Genomic DNA, 15797 nt, shown 5'->3' with positions numbered 1-15797 from the left:
TTTATCTGCGCCTCAAGGCCTAAAAATTTTTTTCTGAAAGCATATCTTTGAAAAGATTAACAAAAAACTTGCGGGTGGCGGCATCATCGCCTTGTGGTGCACGGTCCACGACACTGAATGCACTGTCCCGGAGTGCGAGGGGCTGACCATCCCGATGCAGGCGGGCGGAGATCGAGAAGCCCAACGGGGCCTCCGTGATCGTCAACTCCATCTGCGGCGCGGCCTCGACCCCTGCGACGGCTTTCGCCCAGGCCTCTGTCGCCGTTTCGCAATAGGATGGGGGCAGGTCTGAGCGACACAGGATCTCCCCGGCTTGCGCCATCTCATCAGCCATCGTCAAACTCACTCCTCCGGTTATTAGAAGCCCCCCCGCCCCGACAGCCCACAACACGGCAGGCAAACCACGTTTTGCCATGCGGCGTATCAGGTGGTTCATTTGCTCACCCACTGTTTTCATTCCTCATTCCTATCACCGCTCTCCCGATCCCTCCAAACGAGACCGGTTGCGTTGAAATCATTTCTCTGTCGCTCAGGCGCAAACCGGTCACACCCCATCTCAGAATACGAACATGTCCGAGGTCAGCTCCTCCATCCCGACACCGGAAATGGTGATGATGTTGTTCTCATCCAGATAAATCTGCGCCGAACCGCCCGTCGTTTCCGTCAGATGGTTCGCCACGAGATCCTCCCAGGAGGTGATCTCCGACACATCGCTCAGGTCGATGATCTCGACCAGAGTGACCTCGAAATCGTAGATCGTGTCGCGGCCGAAATCGTCCGAGAAAATGAACGCGTCCCGATCATCCTGACCGTAGAGAAGATCGTTTCCTCCCTCGCCACGCAGCTTGTCCTCACCGGAACCGCCCCGCAACTGGTCGTTGCCGTCGCCGCCAAAGAGCGAGTCCGCATCGCGCGCCCCGGCCAGATAGTCGTTGCCCGCGCCGCCTTTCATGTAATCGAGCCCGTTCGAGCCGTAGAGCTTGTCGTTGCCATCCTCGCCGTACAGCCGGTCGTGTGAGGTGAACCCGTAGATCACATCGTCCCCTTCGCCGCCGTAGATGATGTCGCGTTCCCGGCCACCGTCGAGAATATCGTTGCCGCCACCGCCATAGATCGTGTCCTGATCAAGACCGCCGTAGATCGTATCCGCACCGTCTTCTCCATAGATCACATCGTCGCCGTCACCGGCGTCGATGAAATCATCGCCACTGCCCGCATAAATCTGATCATTGCCGCCGTACCCGAAGATCTGGTCGTCGCCGCTGTCGGAAAAGATGATATTCACAAATTCCGTGCCGAAGATCGTGTCGTTTCCCACCGTTCCGTAAAGCTGAAACGCCGCCTGATTCTCTCCGCCTTCGAGAGCCACGCGATCAAGGGTGAAAAGATCTTCATAGGAGAAGTCGGAGGCATAGAGATCGTATCCGTCATGCGAATAGAGGATCAGTTCCTCATCGCCATAGTGAATGCGGATGCCCGAGGGGATGGTCACGAAGCTAAGCTGATCGAGACTGTTGAGCCCTTCCCAATGCGACAGGTCGATCCGGTCGGTGCCGAGGCGGAAATCGCGGATGACGTCCGTTTCACCATCCGCAGCGAGGACAAAGAGATCGGCACCTGAACCGCCCTGGAGCACATCGCTTCCGGGGCCATCGAAGATGACGTCGTTCAGACTTGTGCCGATGAGGGTCTCCGCCGCATCCGTTCCAGCGATGAGGCCGTTTTCTGCGGACATATCGACATAAAGATGGGTCAGACCGTATTCGCTTGCGGAACTGACAAAGATGTCGATGCCGTCGGCGTCCGCGTAGAGCGCGATATCGGAGATATTCTGAAGGGACATCGCCGCGCTGTCGTAGATATGCGACACGCAGGTCAACGTGCCATCGGGCAACATGAGATAGAGCGCGACGCCGCCCTGATTGCCGCCGACCGCGAGATAGGTGTCGCCCTCATAGGCGATCGTCGCCACGGCGGTGACATTGCCGACATGGAACACACTATCGGAAATCACCTGATCGACCATGGTCAGGGCGCCGTCTTCGGCCATCTGAACGACATGGATCGAGGAGGAGTCATAAGCGCCGACGACGAGATATTGCACCCCGCCGATCTCGACCGCGACCATGGAGCTTGGGGTCGTGCCCCAAAACAGTTGATCGGCATCCATGGAGGCACGGGCGGTGAGCGCGCCGGTCGCCGTGTCGATTTCCCAGACCTGAAGCGTGTTGCTGCTTTGGGTTGCGGCGACGAAATAGCTGTGGCCGTCGATCTCGGTCACGAGAGAGGCGCCGATGGCATCGTTGTCCACATTGCTGCCGTAAGACATGGTTCCAGCCGCGGAAATGGTCTTTTGCACCGTGTCGATCTGGAGCACGCCGATCTGCGCCTCGCCTGCAATGGCACCCAGAACGAGGATCTTGCCCGTGTCGAGCTGGATCGTGCTTGTGCCATAGAGATCGCCGGAAAAGGCCGTAACCGTCCCGAGGGAGGTGGAGCTACCGAAGATGTCCGTACCGTTCGCGGTGATCAGACGAAAGGCACCGGAGACGCCGCCACCAGTGAGGATGTAATCCTGTGCGGTGGTGTTGAGCGCGGTCAGATCGCCCTCGGCCCCGGCCGTCACCCCGGTTGAGAGCGTCAAGGCGTCGACCTTGACGAGGGACCCGGATTGAAGCTCCCAAGCGGATGCGCCGCCGTCATATTGCCCGACCGTCAGAACGAATATCCGGCCATCGACCGTCACGACCTCGATGTCGGATGTATGCGAGAAATACTCTTCATACGCGACGTGCTCTGTCGATATGTGTTGGATCGAGACCACGGTTCATACCCCTTTATACCCGGGTATAAGTGTCTCGAAACGAGGTTGCTTTTCATTTGCGCGAAAGCGGCGTTTTTGCGGCCCCTGTTTTCAATTTGGCCGAAAATCGCTTCAAAATTTATCGGATCTGGCCGGGGGAGACCCTGTTTCTTTCATGTTTTCAAAGAATTGCTCTGAGAGCCTGTCGAACCGGTCGAGAGAGGCCTCGTCGAGACCCTGACGCGCCCAGGTGACGAGAGCGGAGGCGAAAGCCGCGAAAGCCGCGTGCCAGTCCGGGTCAAGCGGGGCAAGCTCGCGGCGCACCGTGTCGAGCGCGTCGAACACGCAGAGCCGCTCGTGTCCGCGACGATTGGTCAGATGCGCACGGCCCGTGTGGACACGGTGATAGGTGCAAATCCGGTCGCTGGCGATCACGGTCTTCGCCCGGCTCAACACGCGCCAATGAAAGGCGAGATCGTTGTGCAACGGGATCTCCATGAAGCGGATGCCTTCCGCGCGCAGAAACTCCGTCCGGCAAATCTTGTTCCACGGGTAATTGGCGGTTTGCGCGATCAAGTGGCGCTGGGCGGGCGACAGGACCTTGTGACGTGCAAGGCTTAGCCCCGCTTCGGCCCAGACGGCCTCGTCATAATCCGGCTGCCCCCAATGGCCGTGGCGCAGCTCGCTGCTCTGGGCGTATTTGAACTGGCACAGGTCGAAATTCGGGGTTTCGGCGAGGTGTTCTGTGAGGCGGGAAAGCTCCGGCAGGAGCGTGTCGTCGGCATCGAAGAACAGCACATGGGTGCAATCCACCAGATCCAGCCCGGCGTTGCGCGCCGCCCCGGCACCGCGATTGTCGGGCAGGCGGCAAAGCGTGACCCCCTCCATCGCAGGCACCGGCAGGGGGGAGGCGTCATCGACGACGATGATCTGGCGAAACAACCCGCTTTGCCGCGCCTCGCCGACGAGGCGCGTGAGCCCCGGAAGGTCGTCATGGACCGGGATCACCAGAGCCAGATCGAGTCTCACAGGCTTAGAACCTTCAGCGTGTCGAACGCGATCTCCATCTCCCCTTCGGTCGGGCAGAAGATCACAAGCTCGCGTTGATCGGCCTGTCTCGGAAAATCCGGAGCCTGAGCCAGCGCGAGCGTGGCGCAATGGTCTACACCGCCGGGGGTGAGGTGAAGCTCCGGGAACAGGAAACTGTCCTGAAACCCCTCTGCGGTGTAGCTGCGGATCGCCAGTTCGAGGCGCAGCGGCACCGCACTGGCCGCGCGCAGGATCACGGAGAGGTGCGACAGTTCCGACATCTTCTCGAAACGTGGCAGGTCGATATGGAGCGCGACCCAATCGACCGAGGCGATCACCCGCGCCGTGAAATGAAACCGCTGCCCGGCTTCGCTGAACCATTCGCCCTCGACTTGCCCTTTTGGGTCGATGTGGAACTGCATCCCGTCGGCCATGGGACGGGAGGTCACAGGACCATGGGCATTGCGGAGCGGTAGGAGGTCCAGCACCTGACCAGACGACAGGGACATGCTCCGCCGCGTCGCACAGAGGCGGATCAAACGTTCCCGCAATGCTGTTCGAACCCGTCTCACAAATCCTCCCGGATGAATTGCGCGTCCCAGAAGGCGCGCGTGGTCATCTCGTCATAGCCGGTTTTGAAAGATTTGCGGAGTTTCGAATGGCCCAGCAGCCAGCGCAGCGACAGACCCGCCGCGCGCAGCCCGATCCGAAAGGCCCGGCGCTTGTCGTGGCGGAGCACCATCGCTGTGCCGCGCGTCTCATCTTGGACGACGACCTGACGGGCAAAGAAATAGCTCCGCATATCGCCTCGGGTGCTGCGGTCGATGACCCGGTCTGGCATCCATGTCGCCCAGAACGGTACGAGATGGCCGTTCAGGGTCAGTTTGATCCATTTGCGCCGCCAATGCGGATCGGACAGCGAGAGGGTGCTCACCGGTTGCATCGGGGTCGGGGTCCAGCGTTCGTTGGAGAGGAGTTCTGCGACAGCCGCCCGGCCCTTTTGCGCGGTCGGATCGGTTGCAAAGGTCTCGGGACCGGAGAGCACCTCCGCCCAGGCGAGAAGCTCGGCTTCGGCGCTGTCGTAATGCAGGGTGAGGATGTTGCGCACGATCAGCCGCAGGGCGACCGACAGCCCTTTGAACCGAGACAGGCCCAGGCTGTCGAAGACCAGCCCGTGGATCAGGTGATAGCGGAAATCCAGATAGCGGGTCAGCGGGCTGGATTTGAGATCGAACCCCTCCTGAACGGAGGCCACCCCGGCGATGCGCCAGAGCGTGAAGGGATTGGACAGGGAAAACCCGGAATCGTCGCCGCGCACGAAAAAGGGGAAGGGCCAATGGCGCAGGGGGGCGAGCGGGAAGGCGAAGAACCACCAGCCGCCATAATGGGTGTCGGGCAGGGGCGCGTGGATGTCGCGCTCCATTTGCAAGGCGTCGGTGCGCGAGGTGGGATCGAGACCGTGACACAGGGGGCGACACAAACCATCGAACGCGGCACCGTATTCGAACACACGGGACGGCTCCGTGTCGGTCAGCATGGCACCGAGCACGGCGGCCCTGTCGTCACGGGCACGGGACAGGAAGGCATGGGTGCGGATCAGCGCCTCCGGTGTGGTCGCGGCGTCGTCATCCATGAACAGCGCGTGGGTAAATCCGCCGTCCTGGGCGAAGGCGAGCCCACAGGCAAAACCGCCCGATCCGCCGAGATTGGGGTTGTCCAGACGGGTGAGTTCGGGGGCGGCAGGAAGCGTCAGGCTGCGCCCGTTGTCGACCACCACGAAATGAGCGGCGCCGGGCGGCAGATCTCTTTGCAAGCTCGGCAGAAGTTTGGCAACGGCGGTGCGGACCTCTGCCTCCCGCCGATAGGTCGTGATCACCAGAGCAATGCGAATGTCTCGGGTCGGCGGATCGGCGGACCAGCCGACACTGTCGAGCGACACCGACCCGCGCGCAGTGATCTCGGGCCAGAAAATCCCGCTCTCCGTTCCCTCTGGCAAGGGCAGGATGAGCGGCAAATCGTGCTCTGCGTCGAGAACGGGAGATGGGTCGCCCTCGTCGCCCTGCCGCCAGAGTTTAAGCTGCACTCGTCCGGTGCCTCGCAGGACGAGCCGGGGATTAGCCAGATGTGTGGCCGCGCTCCAGAGGCTCAGGTTGAACAGGTCCTCCCAGTGATCGAAGGCGACGTGGTCGCCATCTCGCATTGGAGAGAAGTCCCGCAGACGCAGAGGGAAAACCGATCCGCCCTGTCCCGTCATTCTTCGAGAATCCACCGGTAGTGGCGTTTCAACAGCAAGAGCGCGAAGGCCAGAAGCGCCAGGGCGAGGCCATAGACATAGGTCGGGCTGATATAGGCCGGATCGTAGGTGGCGTAGAAGCCGCGGCGCACCTCTCCGATGGCATGGATGATCGGGTTGAACCAGAGGATCGACTGGGCCGCCTTGGGCAAATCGTCGAACAGGAAGAAAATGCCGGAGGCTAGGAACAGCGGGCGGTTCACGATGGTCCAGATGTTTTCCCAGACCGGGAAGAGCCCCATGAGAAAACAGTTCATCATACCGAGCGCAAAGCCGGTGAGAACGAGCATGGCATAGCCGTTCAGGATCGGCATGAAATCGAGCTCGATCCGCGTGTCCTCTAACATCAGGATGGCACCGAGGACGATGAAGGAGACCGCGAAATTGGTCAGGCTGTGCAGGAACAGCCGGGCAAACAGGGCCTCGATCCAAGAAACGCGCGGATAGGCCAGAAGCGGGCGCGAATAGCCGAGACCGTGCATGATCACCCGAGCCAGTGTCGCAAAAAGCGAATAGGGCAGATAGCCGGTGGCGTAGAACAGGATGAAATTGTTGCCAAGCGCCGGTGCGCGCACAACCAGAGAGAACCCTATGGCCAGCATCAAGATGATGCCCACGGGTTCGGCAATCGCCCAGAAATAACCGCCCGGAGAGCGCCCGAAGGTCGAGGACATTTCGCGCATCATGAGGGCGAAAATGTTCCTCAGGGCCTGAAAGCGAAGGGGTTCAACGGCTTTGTCCACCAGAAAATCCAATCTTATTCGACCAAGTTGCTCGACCCAAATACCCGGAAAAGTTGTTAAATTGTCTTAATGAAACCGCACGGGACGGCACTTTTTCGAATAAATCACGCGAAACCCAAGTCTTGCAAGCCAGTTGCCATGAGGCGGCCAACACGGTACGAACAACCATACGGCGAGTGAGCGGTGAACACTACAGATGAAAATGATCCTCTTCATCGGCCATCACAAGGCCGGCTCAACCGCTCTGCAGGCCGCTCTGGCGCGGAACTGTCGTGCGCTGTTGCGTCACGATGTGCTCTATCCGGCGGTCGACAGCAGTGGGCTTGCAATGCTGGCGGGATTTGCCTCCGGACGGATCGGGGCGATGCAGCGTCGCACATGGCCGATCCCGCTGAATTATCGCGAGGGCCATAATGCGCTGGCCTTTCGCATGTGGTCGCCGAACGGCGTCCCGGACATTCATCTGCCCTTACCGGGCAAAGACGAGATCGGCCGCACGATCACGGCGCAGATCGAGGCGTTTCGCCCCAAGACGATGGTGCTTGCGGCGGAGGTGTTTTCGAATTTCGGTGCGCGCGGGACCGATCTGATCCGGGAACTGGTCGGGATGTTTCCACAGATCGACGATATTCATGTGATCGCCTCGCTGCGGCGCGTCGACGATTATCTCGTCTCGTGGTACGGTCAGCGGCTGAAGTTCGGGACCATCCTCAAACCGCTGGCGGACACGGTGCCGCGGCATTACCAGAGGGGGGTGCATTTCGATTACCGGCTCATGTTGGAACCCTGGATGACCGCCCTGCCGGAGGCACGGTTCACAATCCAGAGCTACGATGAGGTGCTGGCGCAAGGCGGCAGCGTCAAGAATTTTTTCAAGCTGGCCGGTCTGAAGCCCCCGCCGCCCTGGCAAACCTCGCGACGGCTGAACACAAGCGTGCACCCGGGCCTGATCGAGTTCATCAGGCGGGCGAATATTCAGCTTTCGCGCCAAGACGCGCTCCGGTTTCGCGAGATCGTCTCAAAAATCGCTTTGAATGATGCCTTGCCGCCCGCGAAAGAGATCGAAATGTTCGGCCCCGTGGCACGCGCCAAGATGCTGCGTGTCTTTGCGCCGATCCATGACTGGTTGTCAGAAGTCACAGGGCGTCAGGCGTTCTTCCCCGATATCGACGCGCTCGGTCACTGCCGTGCGATCCCGGAACATGCGCTGTGGGATCGGCTCAAAACACAGCTCCTGTCCCGCTCCGCGCTGCGCGAAGACACGGTCCTGTCGCCATTCCTCGATGGGATCACATTTCTCCCGAATATCCCGAACCTGTCGTCAGAATAAGAAAATTTTAACGATACTGCTGCCATATCTGATCCGGCCAAATAAACGCCAGTTCATGGATATCAGGACATAAGATGAAAATCGGTCAGAACAGCGGAGTCGCAATCGCTGGCGCAGGATTCTCCGGTGCGACTGTCGCGCGGCGCCTCGCGGAAGCCGGGTATCGCGTCACGGTGTTCGAAAGCCGCGATCACGTGGCGGGCAATTGCCACACCGCCCGGGATGCGCAGACCGGCGTTATAGTGCATGAATACGGGCCGCATATCTTTCACACCAATGACAGCGCGGTCTGGGATTTCGTCAACCGCTTCACCCGGTTCGAAACCTATCGCCACACGGTCGTGGCCAATGCGGGCGGGCATACCTATTCCCTGCCGATCAATCTCGGCACGATCAACCAGCTTTTCAAACGGAATTTCTCCCCTGCCGAGGCAAAAGCCCATCTCGACACGCTCACCCATGCTTGTGAAATGCCTGAGAATTTCGAAGAACAGGCGCTCGCTCTGATGGGCGAAGAAATCTACCGCACGTTCTTCGAGGGCTACACGCGCAAACAATGGGGCTGCGATCCGACCCATCTTCCGGCCTCGATCCTCAAACGCATGCCGCTGCGGTTCGATTACAACTGCCGGTATTTCTCCCATCAGTACGAGGGCATGCCGCGGGACGGTTATACCGCACTGATCGAGACTATGCTGGATCACCCGAACATCGAGGTCGTTTTGAACACCGCGTTCAGCGCAACGGACGCGGTCAGATGGGACCATGTCTTCTGGACCGGACCGATTGATCGGTTCTTCGATTATCGTCTGGGTCGGCTTGGCTATCGCACCCTCGATTTCGAGCGGGTCTATGGCGAGGGCGATGTGCAGGGCTGCGCGGTGATGAATTACTGCGACGCGGATGTCCCCTGGACCCGGATCACCGAGCACAAGCATTTCGCGCCGTGGGAGACGCATAAGAACAGCGTGCTGTTTCGCGAGTATTCGCGCGCCGCGGGGCCCGACGACATTCCCTTCTATCCGATCCGCCTCGCCAGGGAGCAGGACATGCTGCGCCAGTATGTCGATCTTGCGCAGGCGACCTCTGGCGTGACCTTCCTCGGACGGCTCGGGACCTATCGCTATCTCGATATGGATGTCTCCGTCCGCGAGGCGATGGACACGGCGGAACAGTTTCTTCTGACACAGGTACGGGATACTCCCCTGCCCGCCTTCACGACGGCGGCGATCTGATGCGGGTGGCGGCAATCATCACCACGCACAATCGGTGCGACAGCCTGATGCGGAGCCTCGAACGGGTTCTGGCCGAACCTTTCGAGCGGGTCGTGGTGGTGAACAATGCCTCGACAGATGACACGCGGCGGCGGCTCGAAGCACTGGACGATCCCCGGCTGAGCTGTCTGCATCTCGAAGAGAACACCGGCGGTGCCGGTGGGTTCAGCCAAGCCGTGCAGGCGATGACCGAAGGGGGGCTTGCCACCTGTGACTGGCTGTGCCTGTTCGACGACGACGCCTGGCCGCAAACCGGGGCGATTGATCGGTTCAGAGCGCTGGCCCCCGATCTTCCCGACCGCGTGGGCGCCGTCGGCGCCGTGGTGGAGACGGTCTCCGACGAGATTTGCGAGATGAACCGGCAGGGGGTGAACCCGTTCTGGCAACTCTCCGCCTTCCTGCGCACGATGTTTCGCGGCAACCGGCAGGGATTTCACCTTGCCGACAGCGCTCTCGCACCGGAGGCCACGCCGAAAGACGCGGATTTCTCTTCCTTCGTCGGTTTCTTCCTGCGCCGCAAAACCGCCGAAGAGATCGGCCCGCCCGAAGCCGGGCTTTTCATCTATGGCGACGATGTTCTCTACAGCCTCAGACTACGGAAAGCCGGATGGCGTATCCTTGTGATGCCCGCCGTCCGTTTCACTCATGACATCGCGACCTTCGGCGGTGACTTCGTTTATCGTCCGCTGTGGAAGATCTACTATCACTGCCGCAACGGCGTGGAGATCGCACGGCAATCCGCCGGTCCGATGATCTTTCCCTTCGCCCTGCTCTACTATGTCGCGATCTGGTCGAAACGCGGGCTGGCCTGCAACGGTCCGGAGCGGAAGACCTATTATCGCCTGCTCTGGCGCGGCCTGCGCGACGGGTTCAGGGGGCGACGGGGACGATGCGATGATCTGCACGGCCCCTGACCGGGCCCGCGCCTGCGCCCCAGAAAAGGTTATGACATTGAACAGCTTGCCTCTAAGATTTTCGAGATGAAAACGGGTCAGAACATGACAGACACGGCACCGTCCGGCGGCCCTCCCGCGTCGGGGAAAAAGCGTCCCCAGCCTCAACGTCCGGTTTTGCCGCACGCGAAACCGGCGCGCCCGAAACGGCGGCATCGGATCGTTGTCTATACGTTCATTTCGGTCGTTCTGATGCCGTTCCTGATCAGTGCCGTCTACCTCTTCGCCTTCGCCCAGGACCAATATGCCTCGACCGTGGCCTTCACCGTGCGCAGCGAGGAAAACAACAGCGCCTCGGATTTCTTCGGCGGCCTGACGCGCACACTCGGCAGTTCCGGCGGGCACGACAGCGATATTCTCTACGAGTTCATCCAAAGTCAGGACATCGTCCAGAACATCGACGACAAGATCGACCTGCGGACATTGTTTTCCATTCATCAGGACAGTGATCCGTTTTTCTCCTTCCAGACGGATGGCACGATCGAGGATCTGACCGAATATTGGAAACGCATGCTGCACCTGTCCTACGACAGTGGCTCGGGCCTGATGATCATTCGGGTCAACGCGTTTCGCCCGGAGGATGCGTATCAGATTGCCCAAGCCATCCTCGTTGAGAGTCAGGCCGTCATCAACGACATCTCCGCCACCGCCCGTGCCGATGCGACACGGTACACCGAGGAAGATCTCGAACGCGCCGAAACCCGGCTTCGAGAGGCCCGGCAGGAGTTGACGGATTTCCGGGTCACCAACCAGATCGTCGATCCGACCAAGGACATCGAAGGCCAGATGGGGCTGTTGAACACACTTCAGTCACAGCTTGCCACGGCACTGATCGATTTCGACCTTCTGGCCATCACCGCCCAGCCCAATGACCCCCGCCTCGAACAGACCCGCAGGCGGATCGACGTGACGCGCAAGCGGATCGCCGAGGAACGCAACAAGTTCTCCGGAGAGAGCGCCGACGGGGACAATTACGCGGCGAAGGTTTCGGAATTCGAAAAACTCTCCGTCGATTATGAATTCGCCCAGATGGCCTATACGGCGGCCCGCAGCGCTCATGACGCCGCTCTGGGCGAGGCGCGGCGCACGACACGGTATCTGGCGACCTTCATCACGCCGACACTGGCGGAACGCTCCATGTACCCGGCGCGCGGCACGATTCTCATGCTTGTCGGGCTGTTTCTCTTTCTCGGCTGGACGATCCTCCTGCTGATCTACTACTCGCTCAGAGACCGGCGCTGATCCATGATCCGGTTTGTCGACGTCAGCAAATCCTTCGCCACACCCGATGGCAAAAAGGTGATCCTCGATCGCGTGAACCTGACGCTGCCGGGCAAGACCTCGATCGGGCTTCTTGGCCGGAACGGCGCGGGGAAATCCACCTTGCTGAAGATGATCGGCGGCAAGACCAGCCCGGACAGTGGCGAGATTCAGACAACCGGCAGCATCTCATGGCCCGTGGGCTTTGCCGGATCGTTTCACCGCAATCTGACGGGGGCGCAGAACACGAAATTCGTGGCCCGTGCCTACGGCGTCGACACCGAGTCGCTTTTGCATTTCACCAGGGAATTCTCGGAACTCGGCGGGCATTTCCACGTCGCGGTGCGGCACTATTCCTCGGGGATGCGCGCGCGTCTCGCTTTTGCGATCTCCATCGGCATTCCCTTCGACACCTATCTGGTGGATGAGGTCACGGCGGTGGGCGACGCCAGTTTCAAAGTGAAGAGTCGACATTACTTTCAGGAACGCATGAAACACGCGGGCGCCATCGTGGTCACACACTCGGTGCCGCAGCTCAGGCTCTTCTGTACCTCCGGCGCGGTGCTTCATGAGGGGCAACTGCATTATTTCGAAGACCTCGAGGACGCCATCGCGCTTCATCACGACATCCTTGGTTCACAGGAGGACGAATGACCTTTTCCATTCTTGCAGAAAGCTTCTGTCGTGTTTGAGAAACCCCGCAAACTCGACCCCCGCGTTCATGATATTTCCGACGTTGTGCGTCGTAGCCTCGACACGGTCACGCTCAGTCCCGAAGAGGAGCAGATCGTGGCCTTGTTGCAGCAGGGCCGTGACATCGGCATCCTGCGTCAGATCCACGCGGTCCTGCCGCCGCGCGGCGGGTTGAAATACGACGCCGAAACCTTGCGCAAGCGTTCGGAGCGTCGGGTGGAACGGGCGATCAAACTGGCCGAAGCCCATGCCGGGATTCCGTTTACCTCGGCGCTCGATGTCGGGTGTGCCCGGGCGGAAAACCATGGGCCGATCCGACAGGCCGGGATTCACGCCTATACGGGGATTGATCTGGACGACCAGCATTTCCCCGCAAGAGAACAGGGAATGGATCTGATCAAGGCCTCTGTCGAAGACATGCCCTTTGAGCAGGATACCTTTGATTTTTCATGTAGCTTCAATGTGTTGGAGCACGTCACCCGCCCGGAAAAAGCAATCTCCGAAATCGCCCGGGTGCTCCGGCCGGGAGGTGTCTTTTGCACCACTTTCGGCCCGCAGTTCAATGCCGCGAACGGTCCGCATCTGACGCGAGAAATCAACCTGCCCTTCATGCACCACCTGTTCCGCGAAGAGGTCGTGGCGGAATTCACCGGGCGCGAAGACGCCTATTACACGGTCAACCGCCACCCGCTGTCGCTCTATCGCGACATCTTCTTTGCCGAGAACGGATTCCGCCTCGCCTATTACCGGGAGCACCTGACCGGGGTCGGATTCGGCATTTTGAAGGCCATGCCGGAACTGAATGTGCACCACGATCTCGACGAACTGGCCGTCAACGCCATCACCGCCGTCCTCGTCGCACAATAGAATGACGGGAGAGGCCTGAACCTCTCCCGTAAACCGTCACGCGTCGAGGTTCGCGACATTGAGCGCGTTGTCCTGAATGAACTCGCGGCGCGGTTCCACGACATCGCCCATCAGCTTGGTGAAAATGTCGTCGGCTTCCTGGAAGTCTTCGATCTTCACCTGCAACAGCGTGCGGGCTTCCGGGTCCAGCGTGGTTTCCCAGAGCTGATCCGGGTTCATCTCGCCGAGACCTTTGTAGCGTTGCAGCGACAGGCCCTTTTCACCCTCTTCCAGAATGGCGTCCAGAAGGTCGATTGGCCCGTGGATCAGGGTTTCGCGATCCTTGCGCACGAGTTTCGACGGGTCTTTGTAATGGCCTTCGGTGGCGGCGACTTCCTGATGGATGCGGCGCGCTTCGGCACCGCGCAGGATCGTACCATCGAGGGTGCGCACCTCCTCGACACCGCGCAGCACGCGGGTGAGACGAATGCCGACATCCTGCGTCGGACGTCCGGTCCAGCCACGCTCGTATTCCAGCGCAATCATGTCGAGACGTTTCGCAACCGTCTCCGCCGTGCCCGCCAGATCGGCATCGACCCGCCCCGGTTCGAACGCGCCGGCCAGCGCCGCCTGTTCGAGAATGTGACGCGGATAATGCGTCGGGAAAATCTCCAGCACGCGCTTGAAGCTGCGCGCCCCTTCGACGACCCGCTCAAGATCGGTGCCGGCAATTTCTTCGCCATTTTTGAGCCGCAGAACCGCGCCTTCAACGCCCTGATGGATCAGGTGATCCTCAAGTGCCGCCTGATCTTTCAGATACACTTCGGACTTGCCACGAGAGACTTTGTAAAGCGGCGGCTGGGCGATGAAGAGGTGCCCGGCCTCGATCAGTTCCGGCATCTGGCGGAAGAAGAAGGTGAGCAGAAGCGTCCGGATGTGCGCACCGTCGACGTCGGCATCGGTCATGATGACGATCTTGTGGTAGCGCAGCTTGTCGAGATTGAACTCGTCGCGACCGATGCCGGTGCCAAGCGCCATCACAAGGTTGCCGATCTCCTGAGACGACAGCATCCGGTCGAACCGCGCGCGCTCGACGTTGAGGATTTTCCCCCGGAGCGGCAGGATCGCCTGCGTCCGACGATCCCGGCCCGTCTGGGCAGAGCCACCGGCGGAATCCCCCTCGACGAGGAAAACTTCGGTCAGGCTCGGGTCTTTTTCCGAACAATCCTTGAGCTTGCCGGAGAGGAAATTCACATCCAGCGCCGATTTGCGGCGGGTCAACTCGCGGGCTTTGCGCGCAGCTTCGCGCGCCATGGCCGCCTCGACGATCTTGCCGACGATCATCTTGGCCTCCGCCGGGTTTTCGTCGAACCATTCGGTGAGCTTTTCGCCGACAAGGTTTTCGACCGCGGGCCGCACCTCGGAAGACACAAGCTTATCCTTGGTTTGCGAGGAGAATTTCGGATCAGGCACTTTCACGGAGAGCACACAGGTCAGACCTTCGCGCGCGTCATCGCCGGTAAAGTTGATCTTTTCCTTCTTCGCGATGCCGCTTTCCTGCGCGTATTTCGTCAGCGTCCGGGTCAGCGCACCCCGAAAGCCCGCAAGGTGCGTGCCGCCATCGCGCTGCGGAATGTTGTTGGTGAAGGGCAGGACGTTTTCGTGGTAGCTGTCGTTCCACCACATCGCGACCTCGACGCCGATGTCGTCGCGCTCGCCGGTGACAAAGATCGGCTCCGGGATCATCGCCGTCTTGTGCCGGTCGAGATATTTGACGAATTCCTTCACACCGCCGTCGTAATGCAGCTCGGTTCTGAGCGGCTCGGCGGGACGTTCGTCTTCGAGGATGATCCGCACCCCGGAGTTCAGGAACGCCAGCTCACGCAGACGCTTTTCCAACGTCTCGAACGAGTATTCGAGGTTGGAAAACGTGCCTTCCGGGTCGTTCGTTTTGGCGGAGGCGAGGAAGCGCACCTCGGTGCCGGTCTCGTCTCCCGCCTCGCCGATCACCTTGAGATGCTCGGAGGTTTCGCCTTTGACAAACCGCGCCTGATGCACCTTGCCCTTGCGCCAGATTTTGAGTTCCAGCCATTCGGACAGCGCGTTCACAACCGACACGCCCACGCCATGAAGACCGCCGGAGACCTTGTAGGAATTGCTGTCGAATTTACCGCCCGCATGAAGCTGGGTCATGATGACCTCGGCAGCAGAGACGCCCTCTTCCTGGTGCAGATCGGTCGGAATGCCCCGGCCGTTGTCGCGCACGGAAACCGAGCTGTCCTTGTGGATTTTCACCGAAACGAAGTCGGCGTGACCGGCCAGCGCCTCGTCGATGCCGTTGTCCACGACCTCATAGACCATGTGATGCAGGCCGGAACCGTCGTCCGTGTCCCCGATATACATCCCGGGACGTTTGCGGACGGCCTCCAAGCCTTTGAGAACCTTGATGGAATCTGCGCCGTACTCGGAAGGCTGCTGCGTGTCGTCGGACATTCGAAAATCCTTGTTATTTCCTGCTTATTTTATACGCGAGCACACCCGGGATGTCACGCAATTGACACGGAAAAAGACCG

13 protein-coding genes are annotated in these 15797 nt (G+C 60.3%); 6 read left to right on the top strand and 7 right to left on the bottom strand.

Going from position 1 to position 15797, the window contains the following annotated elements; translation table 11 throughout:
* Window positions 1-19: 19 nt before the first annotated feature.
* The 6 genes from NH195_RS03385 to NH195_RS03360 all read right to left on the bottom strand — a co-directional run bounded on the left by NH195_RS03385 (window position 20) and on the right by NH195_RS03360 (window position 6868).
* On the bottom strand, window positions 20-457 hold the full coding sequence (locus tag NH195_RS03385; RefSeq protein WP_066703113.1) for a hypothetical protein: 438 nt from the start codon (window positions 455-457) through the stop codon (window positions 20-22).
* Window positions 458-556: 99 nt separating this feature from the next.
* A complete protein-coding gene (locus NH195_RS03380; RefSeq protein ID WP_066703109.1) occupies window positions 557-2824 on the bottom strand; it encodes a calcium-binding protein in 2268 nt (755 codons plus the stop codon).
* Window positions 2825-2935: 111 nt separating this feature from the next.
* Window positions 2936-3832, bottom strand: coding sequence for a glycosyltransferase family 2 protein (locus NH195_RS03375; protein ID WP_066703105.1), 897 nt, complete (start codon window positions 3830-3832; stop codon window positions 2936-2938).
* A complete protein-coding gene (locus tag NH195_RS21410) occupies window positions 3829-4341 on the bottom strand; it encodes a hypothetical protein (protein WP_162265848.1) in 513 nt (170 codons plus the stop codon). Before NH195_RS21410 ends, NH195_RS03375 begins: the two co-directional genes overlap by 4 nt.
* 59 nt (window positions 4342-4400) lie before the next feature.
* Window positions 4401-6032: a glycosyltransferase family 2 protein gene (locus NH195_RS03365; RefSeq protein WP_066703100.1), complete on the bottom strand. Its 1632-nt coding sequence runs from the start codon at window positions 6030-6032 to the stop codon at window positions 4401-4403.
* Window positions 6033-6082: 50 nt separating this feature from the next.
* Window positions 6083-6868, bottom strand: a complete 786-nt coding sequence (locus NH195_RS03360; RefSeq protein ID WP_274377263.1) for an ABC transporter permease — start codon at window positions 6866-6868, stop codon at window positions 6083-6085.
* Between the two features lie 196 nt (window positions 6869-7064).
* On the opposite strand from NH195_RS03360, the gene NH195_RS03355 reads away from it, so the two are divergent.
* The 6 genes from NH195_RS03355 to NH195_RS03330 all read left to right on the top strand — a co-directional run bounded on the left by NH195_RS03355 (window position 7065) and on the right by NH195_RS03330 (window position 13245).
* A complete protein-coding gene (locus tag NH195_RS03355) occupies window positions 7065-8198 on the top strand; it encodes a hypothetical protein (protein ID WP_155846065.1) in 1134 nt (377 codons plus the stop codon).
* Window positions 8199-8272: 74 nt separating this feature from the next.
* Window positions 8273-9433, top strand: a complete 1161-nt coding sequence (locus NH195_RS03350) for a UDP-galactopyranose/dTDP-fucopyranose mutase family protein (RefSeq protein WP_066703094.1) — start codon at window positions 8273-8275, stop codon at window positions 9431-9433.
* Window positions 9433-10386, top strand: a complete 954-nt coding sequence (locus NH195_RS03345) for a glycosyltransferase (protein WP_066703092.1) — start codon at window positions 9433-9435, stop codon at window positions 10384-10386. Before NH195_RS03350 ends, NH195_RS03345 begins: the two co-directional genes overlap by 1 nt.
* Window positions 10387-10470: 84 nt before the next feature.
* Window positions 10471-11667, top strand: a complete 1197-nt coding sequence (locus NH195_RS03340) for a KpsE/RkpR family capsule polysaccharide export protein (RefSeq protein ID WP_238379684.1) — start codon at window positions 10471-10473, stop codon at window positions 11665-11667.
* A gap of 3 nt (window positions 11668-11670) precedes the next feature.
* The gene (locus NH195_RS03335; RefSeq protein WP_066703090.1) at window positions 11671-12339 is read left to right on the top strand and encodes an ABC transporter ATP-binding protein; all 669 of its coding nucleotides are present in this window, start codon (window positions 11671-11673) and stop codon (window positions 12337-12339) included.
* Between the two features lie 30 nt (window positions 12340-12369).
* Window positions 12370-13245 carry a class I SAM-dependent methyltransferase gene (locus tag NH195_RS03330; RefSeq protein WP_162265847.1) on the top strand — a complete coding sequence of 292 codons (876 nt, stop codon included), beginning with the start codon at window positions 12370-12372 and terminating at the stop codon, window positions 13243-13245.
* Between the two features lie 36 nt (window positions 13246-13281).
* Here NH195_RS03330 and gyrB read toward each other — a convergent pair whose 3' ends face one another.
* Window positions 13282-15717: a DNA topoisomerase (ATP-hydrolyzing) subunit B gene (gene gyrB / locus NH195_RS03325; RefSeq protein WP_066703084.1), complete on the bottom strand. Its 2436-nt coding sequence runs from the start codon at window positions 15715-15717 to the stop codon at window positions 13282-13284.
* Window positions 15718-15797 lie beyond the last annotated feature (80 nt).

It is taken from the genome of Celeribacter ethanolicus, from assembly GCF_001550095.1.
GTDB lineage: Bacteria > Pseudomonadota > Alphaproteobacteria > Rhodobacterales > Rhodobacteraceae > Celeribacter > Celeribacter ethanolicus.
This window is presented reverse-complemented; position numbering and strand designations above follow the sequence as displayed.

Bases quoted from the DNA above. Each gene is read 5' to 3' on its own strand.
- NH195_RS03365 (WP_066703100.1), bottom strand. From the start codon at position 6,032: ATGCGAGATGGCGACCACGTCGCCTTCGATCACTGGGAGGACCTGTTC.
- NH195_RS03335 (WP_066703090.1), top strand. From the start codon at position 11,671: ATGATCCGGTTTGTCGACGTCAGCAAATCCTTCGCCACACCCGATGGC.
- NH195_RS03355 (WP_155846065.1), top strand. From the start codon at position 7,065: ATGAAAATGATCCTCTTCATCGGCCATCACAAGGCCGGCTCAACCGCT.
- NH195_RS03345 (WP_066703092.1), top strand. From the start codon at position 9,433: ATGCGGGTGGCGGCAATCATCACCACGCACAATCGGTGCGACAGCCTG.
- NH195_RS03340 (WP_238379684.1), top strand. From the start codon at position 10,471: ATGACAGACACGGCACCGTCCGGCGGCCCTCCCGCGTCGGGGAAAAAG.
- NH195_RS03385 (WP_066703113.1), bottom strand. From the start codon at position 457: ATGAAAACAGTGGGTGAGCAAATGAACCACCTGATACGCCGCATGGCA.
- NH195_RS21410 (WP_162265848.1), bottom strand. From the start codon at position 4,341: ATGTCCCTGTCGTCTGGTCAGGTGCTGGACCTCCTACCGCTCCGCAAT.
- gyrB (WP_066703084.1), bottom strand. From the start codon at position 15,717: ATGTCCGACGACACGCAGCAGCCTTCCGAGTACGGCGCAGATTCCATC.
- NH195_RS03350 (WP_066703094.1), top strand. From the start codon at position 8,273: ATGAAAATCGGTCAGAACAGCGGAGTCGCAATCGCTGGCGCAGGATTC.